Source organism: Halomonas cupida (assembly GCF_900142755.1).
Taxonomy (GTDB): domain Bacteria; phylum Pseudomonadota; class Gammaproteobacteria; order Pseudomonadales; family Halomonadaceae; genus Halomonas; species Halomonas cupida.
The window spans coordinates 289,549-303,425 of sequence record NZ_FRCA01000004.1; the positions used below are offsets into that span (position 1 = coordinate 289,549).

The window sequence follows — 13,877 nt, forward strand, 5'->3', positions numbered from 1 at the left end:
GCCGTGGGGTTGATCCCTCTCATCAGCAGCCTTGTTGTCAGTGCGGCTCGGCTGGCGTTGACGCCAATCACTCTAGTGCCTCAACGGCAGTGATCACTTTGCCAAAGCGTCAATCCAGCTAAAGCCACGGCATCAATGGATGCCCATGGCGCTATGCTGACCCCCATAGTCATGCTGGACAACGCAGAATATCTGCTTTTCACTATAGCTCAGCTAAACCATCAACTTCTGAACAGGTTCCCATCGCCATGAGCCGTCTGCTCAATGCCCAGACCCATGCCTGGTTGAAGGGCTTCGCCGTCAGTGCTCGCCACCTTTCGTTCACTCGCGCTGCAGAGGAATTGCATGTCACGACCGGAGCGGTGAGCCAGCAGATCAAACAGCTGGAAGAGCGGCTCGGCTTCAAGCTGTTCCGACGTCTGCCACGGCGCCTGGAACTGACCGAGGAAGGCAAGCGACTCGCCGCGGTGGTCGAGGATGCCTATCAGTCGGTGGGGCTCGAGGTCAGCCGCCTGCGCAGCGGTGTGATGAGCGGTGTCATCCGTCTGCGCTCGGTGCCGTCCTTTCTCAACAAGTGGCTGATGCCTCGCCTGCCACGGCTGCAGGCACGCTTTCCCGACATCGAACTGCACATCACCGCCGAGGACAGCAACATCTCCTTGCGCGATGGTGATTTTGACCTCGCCATTGACCTCAATGACGGCCACTACCCCGGGCTGATCATCACGCCGCTGATGGAGGAGCGTATCTTTCCCGTCTGCTCACCGAGCCTGCTCAAGGGCCGACCGCCCCTGCGCCGCCCGGAGGATCTCGCCTGGTATCCGCTGCTGCACGACATTACGGCCTGGCGTGGCAGCCAGGAATATGGTGAGTGGCGCCACTACCTGATGGCCGTTGGCGCCCCCTCGATCAACCTTGAGCGTGGCTATACCTTCAATCGCAATCACCTGACCATGGAAGCTGCCATTGCCGGCATGGGAGTAGCGATTGCCAGGGAAACGTTGATTACCAGCGAGTTGGACACCGGCGCCCTGATCGCTCCATTTCGCGCCAGGGTCGATACCGGCAAACACTACGGCATCGTGCACGCCACCGGGGCCCTTGATGACCGACGGGTCCGGGCCGTACACGACTGGATTGTCGAGGAAGTTCAACGTTCAAGGTGAATCGTACAGCGCCCTCGCAGACACACTCCGCGCCTGTGAGCGGGTCAGGCCCTCCCCACAAAGACTGCTGTCCCGGTGAAAGGTGGTATGCATTTCGGCGACAGAACATGCCAATTTTGTTACTCTATGTCGCTTGATTTTCGAGGAGGCCTTGCTGCCGTGCCTGATATCCCTCCCCATCATACTTCTCCCCCTTCGTCACCGTGCTCCATCAGCTTTGGCTCGACCTGCCTCAGGGCGACGCTCTATATTCTGATCATCGGTGCAGTCATGCAGGGCGTGCTGTGGGAAGCCGGGTTGCCTGACAGATTTCGTTTCAGCGAGATAGGTTTTACCGAGTCCATGCAGTCCCTGTGCCTGCTGATCAGTTGCCTGTTGCTGATCCATGCCCGCCAGGTTCTCAAGGGCTTGCCCCATGTCACACTGCTGATGCTCGGACTGTTCGGGGCGGCCCTGATTCGCGAACAGGACTTCTTCCTTGACGCCTACGTCTTCGACGGCGCCTGGCAGACCCTGGTGACCTTGCTGGTGTTACCGATCCTGTACTGGATCATCCGTCATCGCCACGAGTTCGTACGGGAGTTCGAGGGCTTTTCCGAAAGCTTTGCCTTTGGTCTCTTTGCCTCGGGCTTTCTGTGCGTCTTTGTCTTCTCACGGCTATACGGCCGTGGCGAGATGTGGGAAGCCTTGCTCGTTGAACGCTATGTACGAGTGTTCAAGGACGCCGCCGAGGAGGTCACCGAGCTGTTCGGTTACCTGCTGCTGACTTATGCCATGGTCGAGCTGGTGCTGTGGATACGGCGGCGGAATACCAAGCCATAAGCCGCGAGCCGCGAGCCGCGAGCCGCGAGCCGCGAGCCGCGAGCCGCGAGCCGCGAGCAGTACAATGCCGCCCGGAGGATCATAGACAACCCCAGCTACGAGCTTCGAGCGGTCCAGTACTAACCTGTTAGCTACGTGCCTTTCCTCGGGGTTCGGGGTTCGGGGTTCGGGTTCAGCTCGAGCGAAGCGTACTCGAGGCTCGTAGCTCGTAGCTCGTAGCTCGTAGCTCGTAGCTTAAAGCTCATCACAAGAAAGCCCGCAGGGACATCCCTGCGGGCTTTCTGTATGACGCCTGACGAGAGTAGTGTTACTCGTCGAGGAAGGAACGCAGCGGCTCTGAACGAGTCGGGTGACGCAGCTTGCGCAGCGCCTTGGCCTCGATCTGACGGATACGCTCGCGGGTCACATCGAACTGCTTGCCGACTTCCTCGAGGGTATGGTCGGTATTCATATCGATACCGAAGCGCATGCGCAGAACCTTGGCTTCACGTGCGGTGAGGCCGCCGAGGACGTTGCGTGTCGCTTCGATCAGACCCTCGCCGGTGGCCGAATCGATCGGTAGCACCATGGTCGAGTCCTCGATGAAATCACCCAGGTGCGAGTCGTCATCGTCACCGATGGGCGTCTCCATGGAGATCGGCTCCTTGGCGATCTTGAGCACCTTGCGCACCTTGTCCTCAGGCATCTCGAGACGCTCACCGAGCTCCTCGGGCGTCGGCTCACGCCCCATTTCCTGAAGCATCTGGCGCGATACACGATTGAGCTTGTTGATGGTCTCGATCATGTGTACCGGGATACGGATCGTCCGCGCCTGGTCAGCGATGGAGCGGGTGATTGCCTGACGAATCCACCAGGTGGCATAGGTCGAGAACTTGTAGCCACGGCGATATTCGAACTTGTCGACCGCCTTCATCAGACCAATGTTGCCTTCCTGAATCAGGTCGAGGAACTGTAGACCACGGTTGGTGTACTTCTTGGCAATCGAGATGACCAGACGCAGGTTGGCCTCGACCATTTCCTTCTTGGCCCGGCGTGCCTTGGCCTCGCCGATGGACAGCTTGCGATTGACTTCCTTGATCTCGCTGACCGGGAGGCGAACCATCTCCTCCTCGAAGGCGATCTTGCGCTGTGCGCGCTGCACATCCGCACGCAGCTCTCCGAGACGATCGGCATAGCGCGCATTGGCTGCCATGAAATCATCCAGCCAGTCGAGACGGGACTCGTTGCCGGGAAACGCCTTGATGAAGCTCTTGCGCGGCACCTTGGCCTGCTTCACCAACAGCTGCATCACGGACTTTTCCTGAGCCCGCACCTGCTCGACACTGATCCGTACCTGGCCAACCAGGCGCTCGAAGTGCTTGGGTACCAGCTTGATCGGCGAGAACAACTCGGCGAGACGTGCCAGCTCTTCCTGGGCCTGGGCAGACTGACGACCATGAGCCTCGATCGCCGCATCGGCGAGCGCACTCTGTTCGCGGATCTGCTCGAAGCGAGCACGCGCCTCCTCGGGATCAGGACCGCCACCGGAGTCATCTTCCTCGGCGTCAGCGTCGTCGTCCTCGTCGTCACCGGCGGTAGCTTCTTCCTCGATCTCCGGCACATCAGCCTCGGCAACACCGGGGATGCCTTCATCAGGATCGATGAAGCCAGAGAACAGGTCGGACAAGCGACCCGGCGCTTCCTCGTCCTGGGTCGCGTCATAGGCTTCGAGGATGGAGTCGACGGCACCGGGCAGATAGGCCAGCGCCGACATCACCTCACGGGTGCCCTCTTCGATGCGCTTGGCGATCTCGATCTCGCCTTCACGGGTCAGCAGTTCCACCGTCCCCATTTCGCGCATGTACATGCGCACCGGATCCGTGGTACGCCCAACATCACTCTCGACCGCCGCCAGCGCTGCCACAGCTTCCTCGGCGGCGCTCTCATCGGTTGAGTGATCGGACATCATCAGGGTATCTTCATCAGGAGCCTCTTCGACGACGCTGATACCCATGTCATTGATCATGCCGATGATATCCTCGACCTGATCGGGGTCGGCGATATCCTCGGGAAGGTGGTCGTTGACCTCGGCATAGGTCAGGAAGCCCTGTTCCTTGCCGCGCGCGATCAACTCCTTCAGACGTGACTGCTGCTGCGCATTTCCAGCCATAGAAACCCTATCTCGACGAAGAAGAATGAAGCACCTGAAGCACTAAGGCGGAGAAAACTCGGTAAGCCGAACAGTATAGCGGATTTTGCCGCTATTCTGCCAGCCAGGAGTGTTTGCGCGGTCACTCAGGTGTGTTAGGTTGTCGGGTTGCGCTTCTGGCAAGCGCATGAACTATAAATGGTGATGGTAGGAGAGAAATCAACCCCGTGGCCAGCGCTACCTCCTTTTAGTCGCCATTCCAGCGCAGAACCTTACCGCCAGAGGCAGGGTCACAGCCGGGCACCACACTCTACTTCGATTCCTATCCTCGTACTTCGTTCAGTAGCGTCACCAGGCGGAGCTTCTCCTCACTACTGAGACGTTCACCGCTGCGGTCCTTCTCCAGCAGAGCCTCGAGCTCCTCCTCCGGCGAGCGCTGCCGCTGCCGACGTCGGAAGTACTCGATCAACCCGTCCAGCTCCGCGCCCCGCGCCGCCGGCGGGATCAACAGCTCACGCCGTGCCAGCTCGGCCAGACGCTGGCCATCCTCACTGCCGTGGAAATGCATCAACAGCACCTGGGCGCTGGCATAACCGCCGGCACGCAACAGGGCGATCACATCACGACACAGACGACTTTCCTCATCGGCGCCCTGACACCAGTCGTCTTCACCAGGCAACCGCTCGGCAAGTCGCGGCTCGTGAACCAGCAACTGCAGGACCCGCGTCATCAGGCTGGTAGCTGCAGTCCGGCGACGGCGTCCGCCAGTCGGAGTCGACTGAATCGACTCATCGAAACCCGGCCCTCCCATGACCTCAGGTGGCATCAGGGGCGGCTCTTCCGGCGCCGGTGCGTGACGGGCCATCAACGCCTCGAAACGTGACTGCTCGACACCGGTACGCCGCGACAGCTCCGTCAGCATCAGCGACTTGAGCATGCCCTCCGGCAGCTTCTCGATCGCCGCCAGTATCTGGCTGGCATAGCGCTCCCGCGACTCCAGCTGCGACAGATCCCGCCCCTGAGCCGCGTGATCGAACAGAAACTCCGATAATGGGCTGGCACAGGTAACCCTGTCCTCAAAGGCCTCGCGACCTTCCTTGCGTACCAGGCTATCGGGATCCTCCCCTTCGGGAAGAAACAGGAAGCGGGCCTGGCGGCCATCAATCATCTGCGGCAACACCGTCTCGAGCGCGCGAGCTGCTGCCTGACGACCGGCGTTGTCACCGTCGAAACAGAACACCACTTCGCCAACCACTCGGAACAGCCGCTGCAGATGGTCCTCAGTCGTCGCCGTGCCCAGCGTCGCCACCGCATTGCGGATGTCGAACTGCGCCAGCGCCACCACATCCATATAGCCTTCGACAATCAGCAGGCGCTCCAGCCGATGACTGGCCTGGCGCGCCTCGTAGAGGCCATAGAGCTCCCGCCCCTTGTGGAACACCGGCGTTTCGGGCGAGTTCAGATACTTGGGTTTGGCATCGCCGAGTACTCGTCCACCAAACCCCAGGGTCCGTCCGCGCACATCACGAATCGGAAACACCACACGATCGCGAAAACGATCATAGGTGCGCCCACTCTCCTCGTGCTGCACCAACAAGCCGTATTCCACCTGAACGGCCTCGGCCACTCCCTGACCAGTAAGGTGCTGCTTGAGCGCCTCCCACTGGCCCGGCGCATAGCCGATACCGAAGGTCTTCTGCACATCCGCGGACAGCCCACGCCGCTCCAGATAATCACGCGCCGTCTGCGCCTCCGGCATCCTGAGCCGTTCACGAAAGAAGCTGGCGGACATCTCCAGCAGGTTGACACCTTCCTTACGCTTGCGCTCACGCGCCTGAGCGCGTGGATCATCGGCACCTTCACGCGGCACCTCTACGCCGACACGCGAGGCCAACTGTTCGATGGCCTCGGGAAAGCGCAACTTGTCATATTCCATCAGGAAACGCAGCGCGTTGCCGTGGGCACCACAACCAAAGCAGTGGTAGAACTGCTTGTCGGCGCTGACCGTGAACGACGGACTTTTTTCCTGATGAAACGGACAGAGTCCAGAATGATTACGCCCGGACTTCTTCAGCTTGACCCGCTCGCCGACAATCTCGACGACGTCGACCCGGGCCAGAAGGTCGTCGATAAAGCTCTGGGGAATCTGACCGGCCATGCGCTACTCCTCACACGACTGGCAATGGATCTGCAGCGACTCGGTGCACACCAGAAGATGCTCACCAACATGGGCATCGCTCGAAGATCCCGGCATGCCTGCGCGTCCAATATCACCACGCAGAGCATGAACAAAAACAAGCGGCCACCGAATGGCGGCCGCCTGGCGTCCTCCCGAATCGACGACGGAAATCACCGTCACCGACTCAAGTACGGATCAATAGAGCCGTTCGAAACGCTTGCGCTCGCGCTGCAGCTTCTTGGCGTGACGCTTCACGGCAGCAGCAGCCTTGCGCTTGCGCTCGGCAGTCGGCTTCTCGTACTGCTCACGACGACGAACCTCGGACAGAACGCCGGCTTTTTCACAGGAACGCTTGAAGCGACGCAGAGCGACGTCAAACGGCTCGTTATCACGTACTTTGACAGAAGGCATTAAGCACTCACCTACCTTAGGTAACTAGAGTTCGGTTAGTACGTACACCTATCAGGCCAAACCCACACCAACTCGACCGCAAATGTTTCACAGCAGAGGCAGGCGCGAGGAAATCGAGCCCTGGATGCACGACCCAGTCTTACAGCGGACGGTATTTTAGACGTACATTGGCTTCCATGCAAATCCTCGCTCCAATTTCTCACACCAATCCCTCACACCAATCGCAACGTATCAATATCTGCCTTCTCGAGCCAAAACAGCGTAAAATGTGGCGCCCTGTCGCTTTACCGAGCTCATCCATGCGTGTACTTGGCATCGAAACCTCCTGTGACGAAACCGGCGTCGCTCTCTATGACACCCAGCGCGGCCTGCTGGCCGACGCTCTGCATAGCCAGATCGCCATGCATGCCGAGTACGGCGGCGTGGTGCCCGAGCTGGCGTCACGCGACCATACCCGACGACTGCTGCCGCTGATCGACAATGTGCTGGAACAAGCCAGCATGGGGCGTCAGCAGCTCGATGCCATTGCCTACACCGCAGGCCCGGGTCTGGTGGGAGCCCTGATGGTTGGCGCCAGCACCGCCCATGGCATGGCACGCGCCCTCGGTATCCCGGTGCTCGGCGTTCATCACATGGAGGGCCATCTGCTGGCCCCGATGCTCGAGAACGAGCCACCTGACTTCCCCTTCGTTGCCCTGCTGGTGTCCGGCGGCCATACCCAACTGGTACGCGTCGACGGCATTGGTCGCTATCAGTTGCTTGGCGAATCGGTGGATGATGCCGCCGGCGAGGCTTTCGACAAGGCGGCCAAGATGCTCGGCCTCGACTACCCCGGAGGCCCCAGGGTTGCCGCGCTGGCTGAGCATGGCGACCCCGGGAGGATGCGCTTCCCGCGCCCGATGACCGACCGCCCCGGACTGGACTTCAGTTTTTCCGGCCTCAAGACCCACACTCTAACGACCATTCGTGAGCTCGATGGCCGCGGCCAGCTGGACGACCAGGCTCGAGCGGATGTCGCCCGCGCCTTCGAGGAAGCCGTGGCCGACACCCTGGCGATCAAGTGCCGACGCGCGCTGGAGCAGACAGGCCTTGCACGACTGGTAGTGGCAGGTGGCGTCAGTGCCAACGTGCGCCTGCGCGCACGCCTCGAGGAAGCCGCCAGCAAGCGTGGCGCCCGGGTCTACTACCCACGCGGGCGTTTCTGTACCGACAATGGCGCGATGATCGCCTATGCCGGCGCACAGCGACTGCTGGCCGGTGAACAGGACGAGGTAGGTCAGATGAAGGCCGTGCCACGCTGGCCAATGGATCAGTTGCACGCGCCGGATAAGCCGTAAGAGCTACGAGCTACGAGCTACGAGCAGTATGGTGCCGCCCCTTGGATCACAGACAACCCCAGCCACGAGCGGCGAGCTGCCCAGTGCCAATCGGATAGACCCAGCTTCGAGCGGCTCAACGCCAAAACGGCAATCTCGCGCCTTCCTCGGGGTTCGGGGTTCGGGGTTCGGGGTTCAAGCTCGAGCGCAGCGTACTCGAGGCTCGTTACTCGTCACTGGGTTTACCTGCTCGAGCGCAGCGTACTCGAGGCTCGTTACTCGTCACTGGGCTTACCTGCTCGAGCGTAGCGTGCTCGTAGCTCGCTGCTCGTGACTGGGCCTGCGGCTCCTACAACTGATGCTCACTGCCGTCGCTCAGGCGGCGAATGTTCAGCGCATGGCGGACCAACACCAGCAGCGCGAACCCGACCACTTCCCAGACGAAATCCGGTGCCAGCCACAGACTGACCAATGGCGCCAGGCAGGCGCTGGTCAACGAAGCCACGGCGGCTGTGTGTATCCGCCACGCCAACAGCACCCAGACCAGCGCACAGATCAGGGCAACACCGGGCGTCAGCAGGAGCAGAACGCCGAAGGCGCTGGCTACCGCCTTGCCTCCTCGAAAGCGATACCACAGGGGATAACAGTGGCCCAGCAATACGCCGAGGCCGATGATACCCAGCCCCCATGGTTCCAGCCCCGCCGCCAGGCCAAGCAACAGCACCGGCCAGCCCTTGGCCATATCGATCAGCAACGTCGCCAGCGCCAGACGCGCACCATGCAGCCGCAGTACGTTGGAGAACCCCGGATTGCTGGACCCCGTCAAACGAGGGTCGGGCAACCTGGCGAGACGACAGACCGTGATCGCGCCCAACCAGGTACCACTCAGATATCCCAGTATCGTCAGTGCCGGGATGATGTACCAGTCCTGCCCCACAGCCGCTCCTCGAATGACTCAGGGATTCTGCCGCCCGGGAAGTGCGGGTAGGTGCCTCGCCGCCTCTCCCCTACCAGTGCCGGAAATCGGCAATCCTCCTATTCTGCGCCATGGGCGGCGTCGAGGACAGTCCAGCGCAATCCGACATACTGCGGCGAAGCGGGAATTCCATCTGTCGCCCCGCATGCACCTCAAGTACAATCGGCTCCCTCGAGAACTTCAACGGCGATATTCCCATGGACCAGGTACTCATCGAAGCGCTGGAGGTGGACACGGTCATCGGTGTCTATGACTGGGAGCGCAGCATCACCCAACGGCTGTCACTGGACTTGTGCCTGGCCACCGATATCCGTGCCGCAGCGGAGCGGGACGACCTCTCGTTGACACTGGACTATGATGCCATCAGCCGGCGCATCGGCCGTTTCGCCAACGAGCATGACTTTGCACTGGTCGAGACTTTCGCCGAGCGTCTGGCAGCGATGTTGAGCGAGGAATTCACCATTGCCTGGCTGCGTCTGACGATCCGCAAGCCCGGCGCCGTTGCCAATGCACGAGCGGTCGGCGTGATGATCGAGCGTGGTAGTCGGCCGGAGATGACTTGATGGCATTGGTGACGTTGAGCCTGGGCAGCAATATCGAGCGCGAGCACCATATCCGCGCCTGCCTTGACGCTCTGGCCGATAACTTTGGTGAACTTGCCATTTCAAGGGTGTTCGAGAGCCGTCCGGTGGGGTTCGAGGACGGCCGCAATTTCTACAACCTGGTGGTGGCCTTCAGCAGCGACTGGCCAGTGGCCAGGCTTCAGGCCTGGTGCAAGGATCTGGAGCGGCGCAACGGGCGGCGCAACGACAGTCCCAAGTTCAGCCCCCGCACCCTGGATATCGACATTCTCACCGTTGACAGCCTTTGCGGTGAGCATGACGGCGTCATGCTGCCGCGCGGAGAAGTGCTCCACCACGCCTTTGTGCTCCAGCCACTGGCGGAACTGCTGCCGAACCTGCGCCACCCAGTGGTTGGACGTCGCTATGACGAGCTCTGGGCCGACTTCAGCGATAGCGATCAGTTGCTGTGGCCGATCGAGTTCCTCTGGCGTGGCCACTCACTGCCGGTGTCCGGTCCACTGTCCCGACCCTGACGCCTGCGCGACTCATCCGTCATGTGCCCCAGTGAGTCACTGCTGAGAAAACACCGCATCAATGACCTGTAGTCGCCGCTGCGTCAGCTCCTCGCCGAGCTGCCCTCCCTTGAAGCCCTCGTCCACCAGTTGACGAGGCTCCACCTCCAACGCCGCCCGCCAGGCACGACCCAACCGGTCCGCCAGGGCCGGGCTGCTGATTTCGACCAACGCCAACAACGGGACAACGCGCTCACTGCGCCGCCAGGCATCAATGGCGCCGAGCCAATGCATGACCGCGGTTGCCTCGGGCAGCTCGCCGGCCACAACCAGGTCTCGAGTGTGTGCCAGCTGCTCGCCCAGTTCCCGGTAGACGCGCGGCAACTTGAGACGTTCACTCAGCTGATGCCGCGCTTCGCTGCTCAACGCCTCGACCAGTCGCGCCCAGCGCCAGCGAGACAACTCAACACCGACCTCGGGAAGCACTTTCATCCGCATCAGGTGGTCATCAAGTGCTGGTTCAAGCTCCGGCATCAAGACGGCAAGGGCGCCACATTCGGCCAGCTCCCGGAAGAAGGCATCGGGACGAGGCTCCCCCAGCGCCTTCTCGGTTTCGGTCCAGACCCGCTCCGCCACCAGCTGAGCCAACTCCCCGCTGGACGCCAGCCGGGTCATCAATTCACGGGTCTCGGCGGCCACGACGAAATCGAGATCAGCGTAACGTGCCAGAAAACGCGCGGTTCTCAGTACCCGCAATGGATCCTCGACGAAGGCGGGGCTGACGTGCCGCAACAGGCGGGCCTCGAGATCAGCCTGCCCCGAGAAGGGGTCAATCAGGCGACCATCGGCAGCTTGCGCCATGGCATTGATCGTCAAGTCGCGACGCTCGAGATCCTCTTCCAGCGTCACATCGGGGCTGGCATGCACAACGAAGCCGGTATAGCCATGGCCGGACTTGCGTTCGGTGCGTGCCAGGGCGTACTCCTCCTGCGTCTGCGGATGCAGAAACACCGGAAAGTCGCGCCCGACCGGACGAAAGCCCCTTTGCCGCATATCATCGACGGTAGCACCGACCACCACCCAATCGGTGTCCTTGACCGGCCAGTCGAGCAATGCATCGCGCACGGCGCCGCCCACCCGATATACCTCGAGCCCGTCACAGGGGTTGCCCACCGCCATGGTCAACCTGCAGAGGCCACGCGGGACGGCAGACGGTGCTGCCAGTCGGTGAAACCACCATCCAGGCTGTAGACCTCGCCGTAGCCCTGGGCCGACAGCCAACTGGCGGCCTGTTGACTGGAGTGACCGTGGTAGCAGACCACGACCATGGCGACATCGCGTGGCGCTTCCTCGAGCAGCGCCGCAACACCAGCATTATCGAGATGCCGACTTCCGGGGATGTGCCCCTGAGCGAAGCTCTGTGGGTCACGGATGTCGACCAGGGTCAGGCTCCTGTCACCATCCAGCCAACCGGCAAGGGTCTCGATGTCGAGGTGCGAGAAGGAGGCTTCTGTTGTCATAGGGTATTCCGTTGTCTGGCGCAGTTCGGACATGGGCCCGTTGCTGCGCGAGCATGGATTGTCACTCATGGTTTGTTACCCCACCGACGAGTGGATCACTGCCTGGCTTGATGGCTCGACACGCTGATGCGTGTGGCGCTATCGAGGTTCAGTGCAGTCAGGCTACCGCCCCATACGCAGCCGGTATCCAACGCCTCGGCACGAACCCGACTTGCCGGTGTGGTGCCCTCCAGCGCTGCCCAGTGACCGAACAGCAGCCTGGGGTCATCATCGCGCGGATACTGGAACCAGGGCGCATAGCCATCGGGGGCACACTCCAGCCCTTCCTTGGCGTCGAAGTCGAGTCGCCCTTCGCTATCGATAAAGCGCATGCGTGTCAGGGTATTGACGATAGCACGCAGACGGTCGACACCTTCCTGTCCGGGCTTGTAACGGCGCGGGCGATTACCGTACATGTGCTCGAAAAAGCCACCGGACGCCTCGCTGCGCAGCATGGCCTCAACCTCTCGGGCACACTCTTCGGCCTGCTCGAGCGACCACTGCGGCGGAATACCTGCATGACTCATCAGGGTATCACCCTGCCGAACCAACAGGGGCCGCACCTGCAACCAATCCAGCAAGACATCGCTGTCCGGAGCTTCCAGTATCTCACTCAACGTATCGCGTCGCTTGAGCCTGGCGCCACCACGAGCTACCGCCAGCAGATGCAGGTCATGGTTGCCGAGCACTACCTCGGCGGCGTCACCAAGCGCCATGACCTCACGCAGACAAGCCAGTGAGGCCGGGCCGCGGTTGACTAGATCCCCGGCCAGCCACAGACGGTCATGTCGCGGATTGAAATCCAGCCGCTCCAACAACTCGACAAACTCCGCATGACATCCCTGCAGATCGCCAATCGCATAGGTCGCCATTGCTACTCCAGACCAGTATCAGTGAGACGGACGCCAGACTCAGTGAATCTGGTTGGGGGTGGACAGTCGGAACATCGCGATGTCGACCTCGAAGGGGCGCTGGCTGACGGTATCCACACAGGTGTAGGCACCTTCCATGAACCCCACCGGGCCATCGATGATTGCGCGGCTGGTGTAACGAAAGGTCTGGCCCGGAGCGATCAATGGCTGCTTGCCGACCACGCCCTTGCCACGCACTTCCTGAACCTGGCCGCTGGACTGGGTGATCTTCCAGTAGCGCGCCATCAACTGGACATTGCGTGCCGAGTGGTTGTGCACCGTGACCGTGTAACTGAAGACATAGCGGTCCTCCAGCGGCGAGGATTCCTCCTCGTGATAGCTGGGTTCCACGTCGACTCGCACATCTGGCGCAGGAGTTGGCTCACTCATGCCTCGCCCTCCTCGTCAGTTCCCCTGTCCCTGGTCTCGATGCCACTGGCCTCGATGTCACCGATCTCGATACCACTGGGCCCTCGCATCTCGGCAACGGCATTGGCGATGGTCACGAACTCGTCCACTGTCAGGGTCTGTGGTCGACGCCCAGGGTCAATCCCCAGTGCCTCCAACGCATCACCACTGATACGTCCCTTGAGATTGTTGCGCAATGTCTTGCGACGCTGCCCGAAGGCCTCACGCACCACATCGAACAACAGGGCTTCATCTGTCGCTTCGAGGCCGCGCAACGCACGCGGTGTCATGCGCACAATGGCTGAATCGACCTTGGGTCGGGGTACGAAGGCCTCGGGGGGAACAACGAACAGCGCCTCGACGTCGCAGAAATACTGGGCCAGAACCGAGAGCCGTCCACGCTCACCACCACCTGGTGGCGCTGCCAGACGATCGACGACTTCCTTCTGCAGCATGAAGTGCATGTCCTGGACGGCATCACCGGCCCGCAACAGATGGGAAATCAGCGGAGTGGAAATATTGTACGGCAGGTTGCCGACCACCCTCAGCGGCTGTCCCTCACCGCGCAGGGCGACGTAATCCATCTTCAGCGCATCACCTTCATGAATCACGAAGTTCTCGTGGCGGAAGAACTGCACACGCAGCCCCGGAATCAAGTCACGATCCAGTTCGATCACTTCCAGACGGCCTTCGGTGCTGTCGAGCAACGGCTCCGTCAGGGCACCCTGCCCTGGACCAATCTCGACGACTCTGTCCCCGGGACGCGCCCCGATAGATCTGACAATGCGGGAAATGATGCCGGGGTCACGCAGAAAGTTCTGACCGAAACGCTTGCGGGCCCGGTGCGCCGTAGGGCGGGATGCCATACCAATATCCTTTAAAGATGAAACTCGGAGAGCACTGCTGTCGGATGCTGCTGCCCCCTG

14 protein-coding genes are annotated in these 13,877 nt (G+C 61.4%); 5 read left to right on the plus strand and 9 right to left on the minus strand.

The window, feature by feature from the left end; translation table 11 throughout:
• Nucleotides 1-248: 248 nt before the first annotated feature.
• Nucleotides 249-1,166 carry a LysR substrate-binding domain-containing protein gene (locus BUE38_RS09750; RefSeq protein WP_073434991.1) on the plus strand — a complete coding sequence of 306 codons (918 nt, stop codon included), beginning with the start codon at nucleotides 249-251 and terminating at the stop codon, nucleotides 1,164-1,166.
• A gap of 159 nt (nucleotides 1,167-1,325) precedes the next feature.
• Complete coding sequence (locus tag BUE38_RS09755; RefSeq protein WP_234986861.1) at nucleotides 1,326-1,988, plus strand: hypothetical protein; 663 nt, start codon at nucleotides 1,326-1,328, stop codon at nucleotides 1,986-1,988.
• 307 nt (nucleotides 1,989-2,295) lie between these two features.
• Here BUE38_RS09755 and rpoD read toward each other — a convergent pair whose 3' ends face one another.
• The 3 genes from rpoD to rpsU all read right to left on the minus strand — a co-directional run bounded on the left by rpoD (nucleotide 2,296) and on the right by rpsU (nucleotide 6,706).
• Nucleotides 2,296-4,137 (minus strand): RNA polymerase sigma factor RpoD, encoded by a 1,842-nt coding sequence (gene rpoD, locus BUE38_RS09760; protein WP_073434993.1) that lies wholly within the window; start codon nucleotides 4,135-4,137, stop codon nucleotides 2,296-2,298.
• Nucleotides 4,138-4,438: 301 nt separating this feature from the next.
• Nucleotides 4,439-6,274: a DNA primase gene (gene dnaG / locus BUE38_RS09765; protein ID WP_073434994.1), complete on the minus strand. Its 1,836-nt coding sequence runs from the start codon at nucleotides 6,272-6,274 to the stop codon at nucleotides 4,439-4,441.
• Nucleotides 6,275-6,490: 216 nt separating this feature from the next.
• Nucleotides 6,491-6,706: a 30S ribosomal protein S21 gene (gene rpsU, locus BUE38_RS09775; protein ID WP_013333229.1), complete on the minus strand. Its 216-nt coding sequence runs from the start codon at nucleotides 6,704-6,706 to the stop codon at nucleotides 6,491-6,493.
• Between the two features lie 299 nt (nucleotides 6,707-7,005).
• Between rpsU and tsaD the strand changes: the two genes are divergently transcribed.
• Entirely contained in the window at nucleotides 7,006-8,043 is a 1,038-nt protein-coding gene (gene tsaD / locus BUE38_RS09780) for a tRNA (adenosine(37)-N6)-threonylcarbamoyltransferase complex transferase subunit TsaD (RefSeq protein WP_073434996.1), read from the plus strand.
• 328 nt (nucleotides 8,044-8,371) lie between these two features.
• On the opposite strand, the gene plsY is transcribed toward tsaD, so the two are convergent.
• Nucleotides 8,372-8,959, minus strand: a complete 588-nt coding sequence (plsY, locus tag BUE38_RS09785; protein ID WP_234986863.1) for a glycerol-3-phosphate 1-O-acyltransferase PlsY — start codon at nucleotides 8,957-8,959, stop codon at nucleotides 8,372-8,374.
• A 236-nt stretch (nucleotides 8,960-9,195) separates the two neighbouring features.
• Between plsY and folB the strand changes: the two genes are divergently transcribed.
• Nucleotides 9,196-9,561 carry a dihydroneopterin aldolase gene (gene folB, locus BUE38_RS09790; protein WP_073435110.1) on the plus strand — a complete coding sequence of 122 codons (366 nt, stop codon included), beginning with the start codon at nucleotides 9,196-9,198 and terminating at the stop codon, nucleotides 9,559-9,561.
• On the plus strand, nucleotides 9,561-10,094 hold the full coding sequence (gene folK, locus BUE38_RS09795; RefSeq protein ID WP_073434997.1) for a 2-amino-4-hydroxy-6-hydroxymethyldihydropteridine diphosphokinase: 534 nt from the start codon (nucleotides 9,561-9,563) through the stop codon (nucleotides 10,092-10,094). The genes folB and folK overlap by 1 nt, the downstream gene beginning before the upstream one ends.
• A 36-nt stretch (nucleotides 10,095-10,130) precedes the next feature.
• Here folK and BUE38_RS09800 read toward each other — a convergent pair whose 3' ends face one another.
• From BUE38_RS09800 to rsmA, 5 genes are read right to left on the minus strand one after another with little or no spacing between them, the layout of a single operon-like run.
• Entirely contained in the window at nucleotides 10,131-11,252 is a 1,122-nt protein-coding gene (locus tag BUE38_RS09800) for a tRNA nucleotidyltransferase/poly(A) polymerase-related protein (RefSeq protein WP_073434998.1), read from the minus strand.
• Between the two features lie 2 nt (nucleotides 11,253-11,254).
• Nucleotides 11,255-11,662 (minus strand): thiosulfate sulfurtransferase GlpE, encoded by a 408-nt coding sequence (glpE, locus tag BUE38_RS09805; protein ID WP_407646024.1) that lies wholly within the window; start codon nucleotides 11,660-11,662, stop codon nucleotides 11,255-11,257.
• Nucleotides 11,663-11,688: 26 nt separating this feature from the next.
• Nucleotides 11,689-12,504, minus strand: a complete 816-nt coding sequence (locus BUE38_RS09810) for a symmetrical bis(5'-nucleosyl)-tetraphosphatase (RefSeq protein WP_073435000.1) — start codon at nucleotides 12,502-12,504, stop codon at nucleotides 11,689-11,691.
• Between the two features lie 39 nt (nucleotides 12,505-12,543).
• Nucleotides 12,544-12,933, minus strand: coding sequence for a Co2+/Mg2+ efflux protein ApaG (gene apaG / locus BUE38_RS09815; RefSeq protein ID WP_073435001.1), 390 nt, complete (start codon nucleotides 12,931-12,933; stop codon nucleotides 12,544-12,546).
• The gene (rsmA, locus tag BUE38_RS09820) at nucleotides 12,930-13,817 is read right to left on the minus strand and encodes a 16S rRNA (adenine(1518)-N(6)/adenine(1519)-N(6))-dimethyltransferase RsmA (RefSeq protein ID WP_073435002.1); all 888 of its coding nucleotides are present in this window, start codon (nucleotides 13,815-13,817) and stop codon (nucleotides 12,930-12,932) included. Before rsmA ends, apaG begins: the two co-directional genes overlap by 4 nt.
• Between the last annotated feature and the right edge of the window lie 60 nt (nucleotides 13,818-13,877).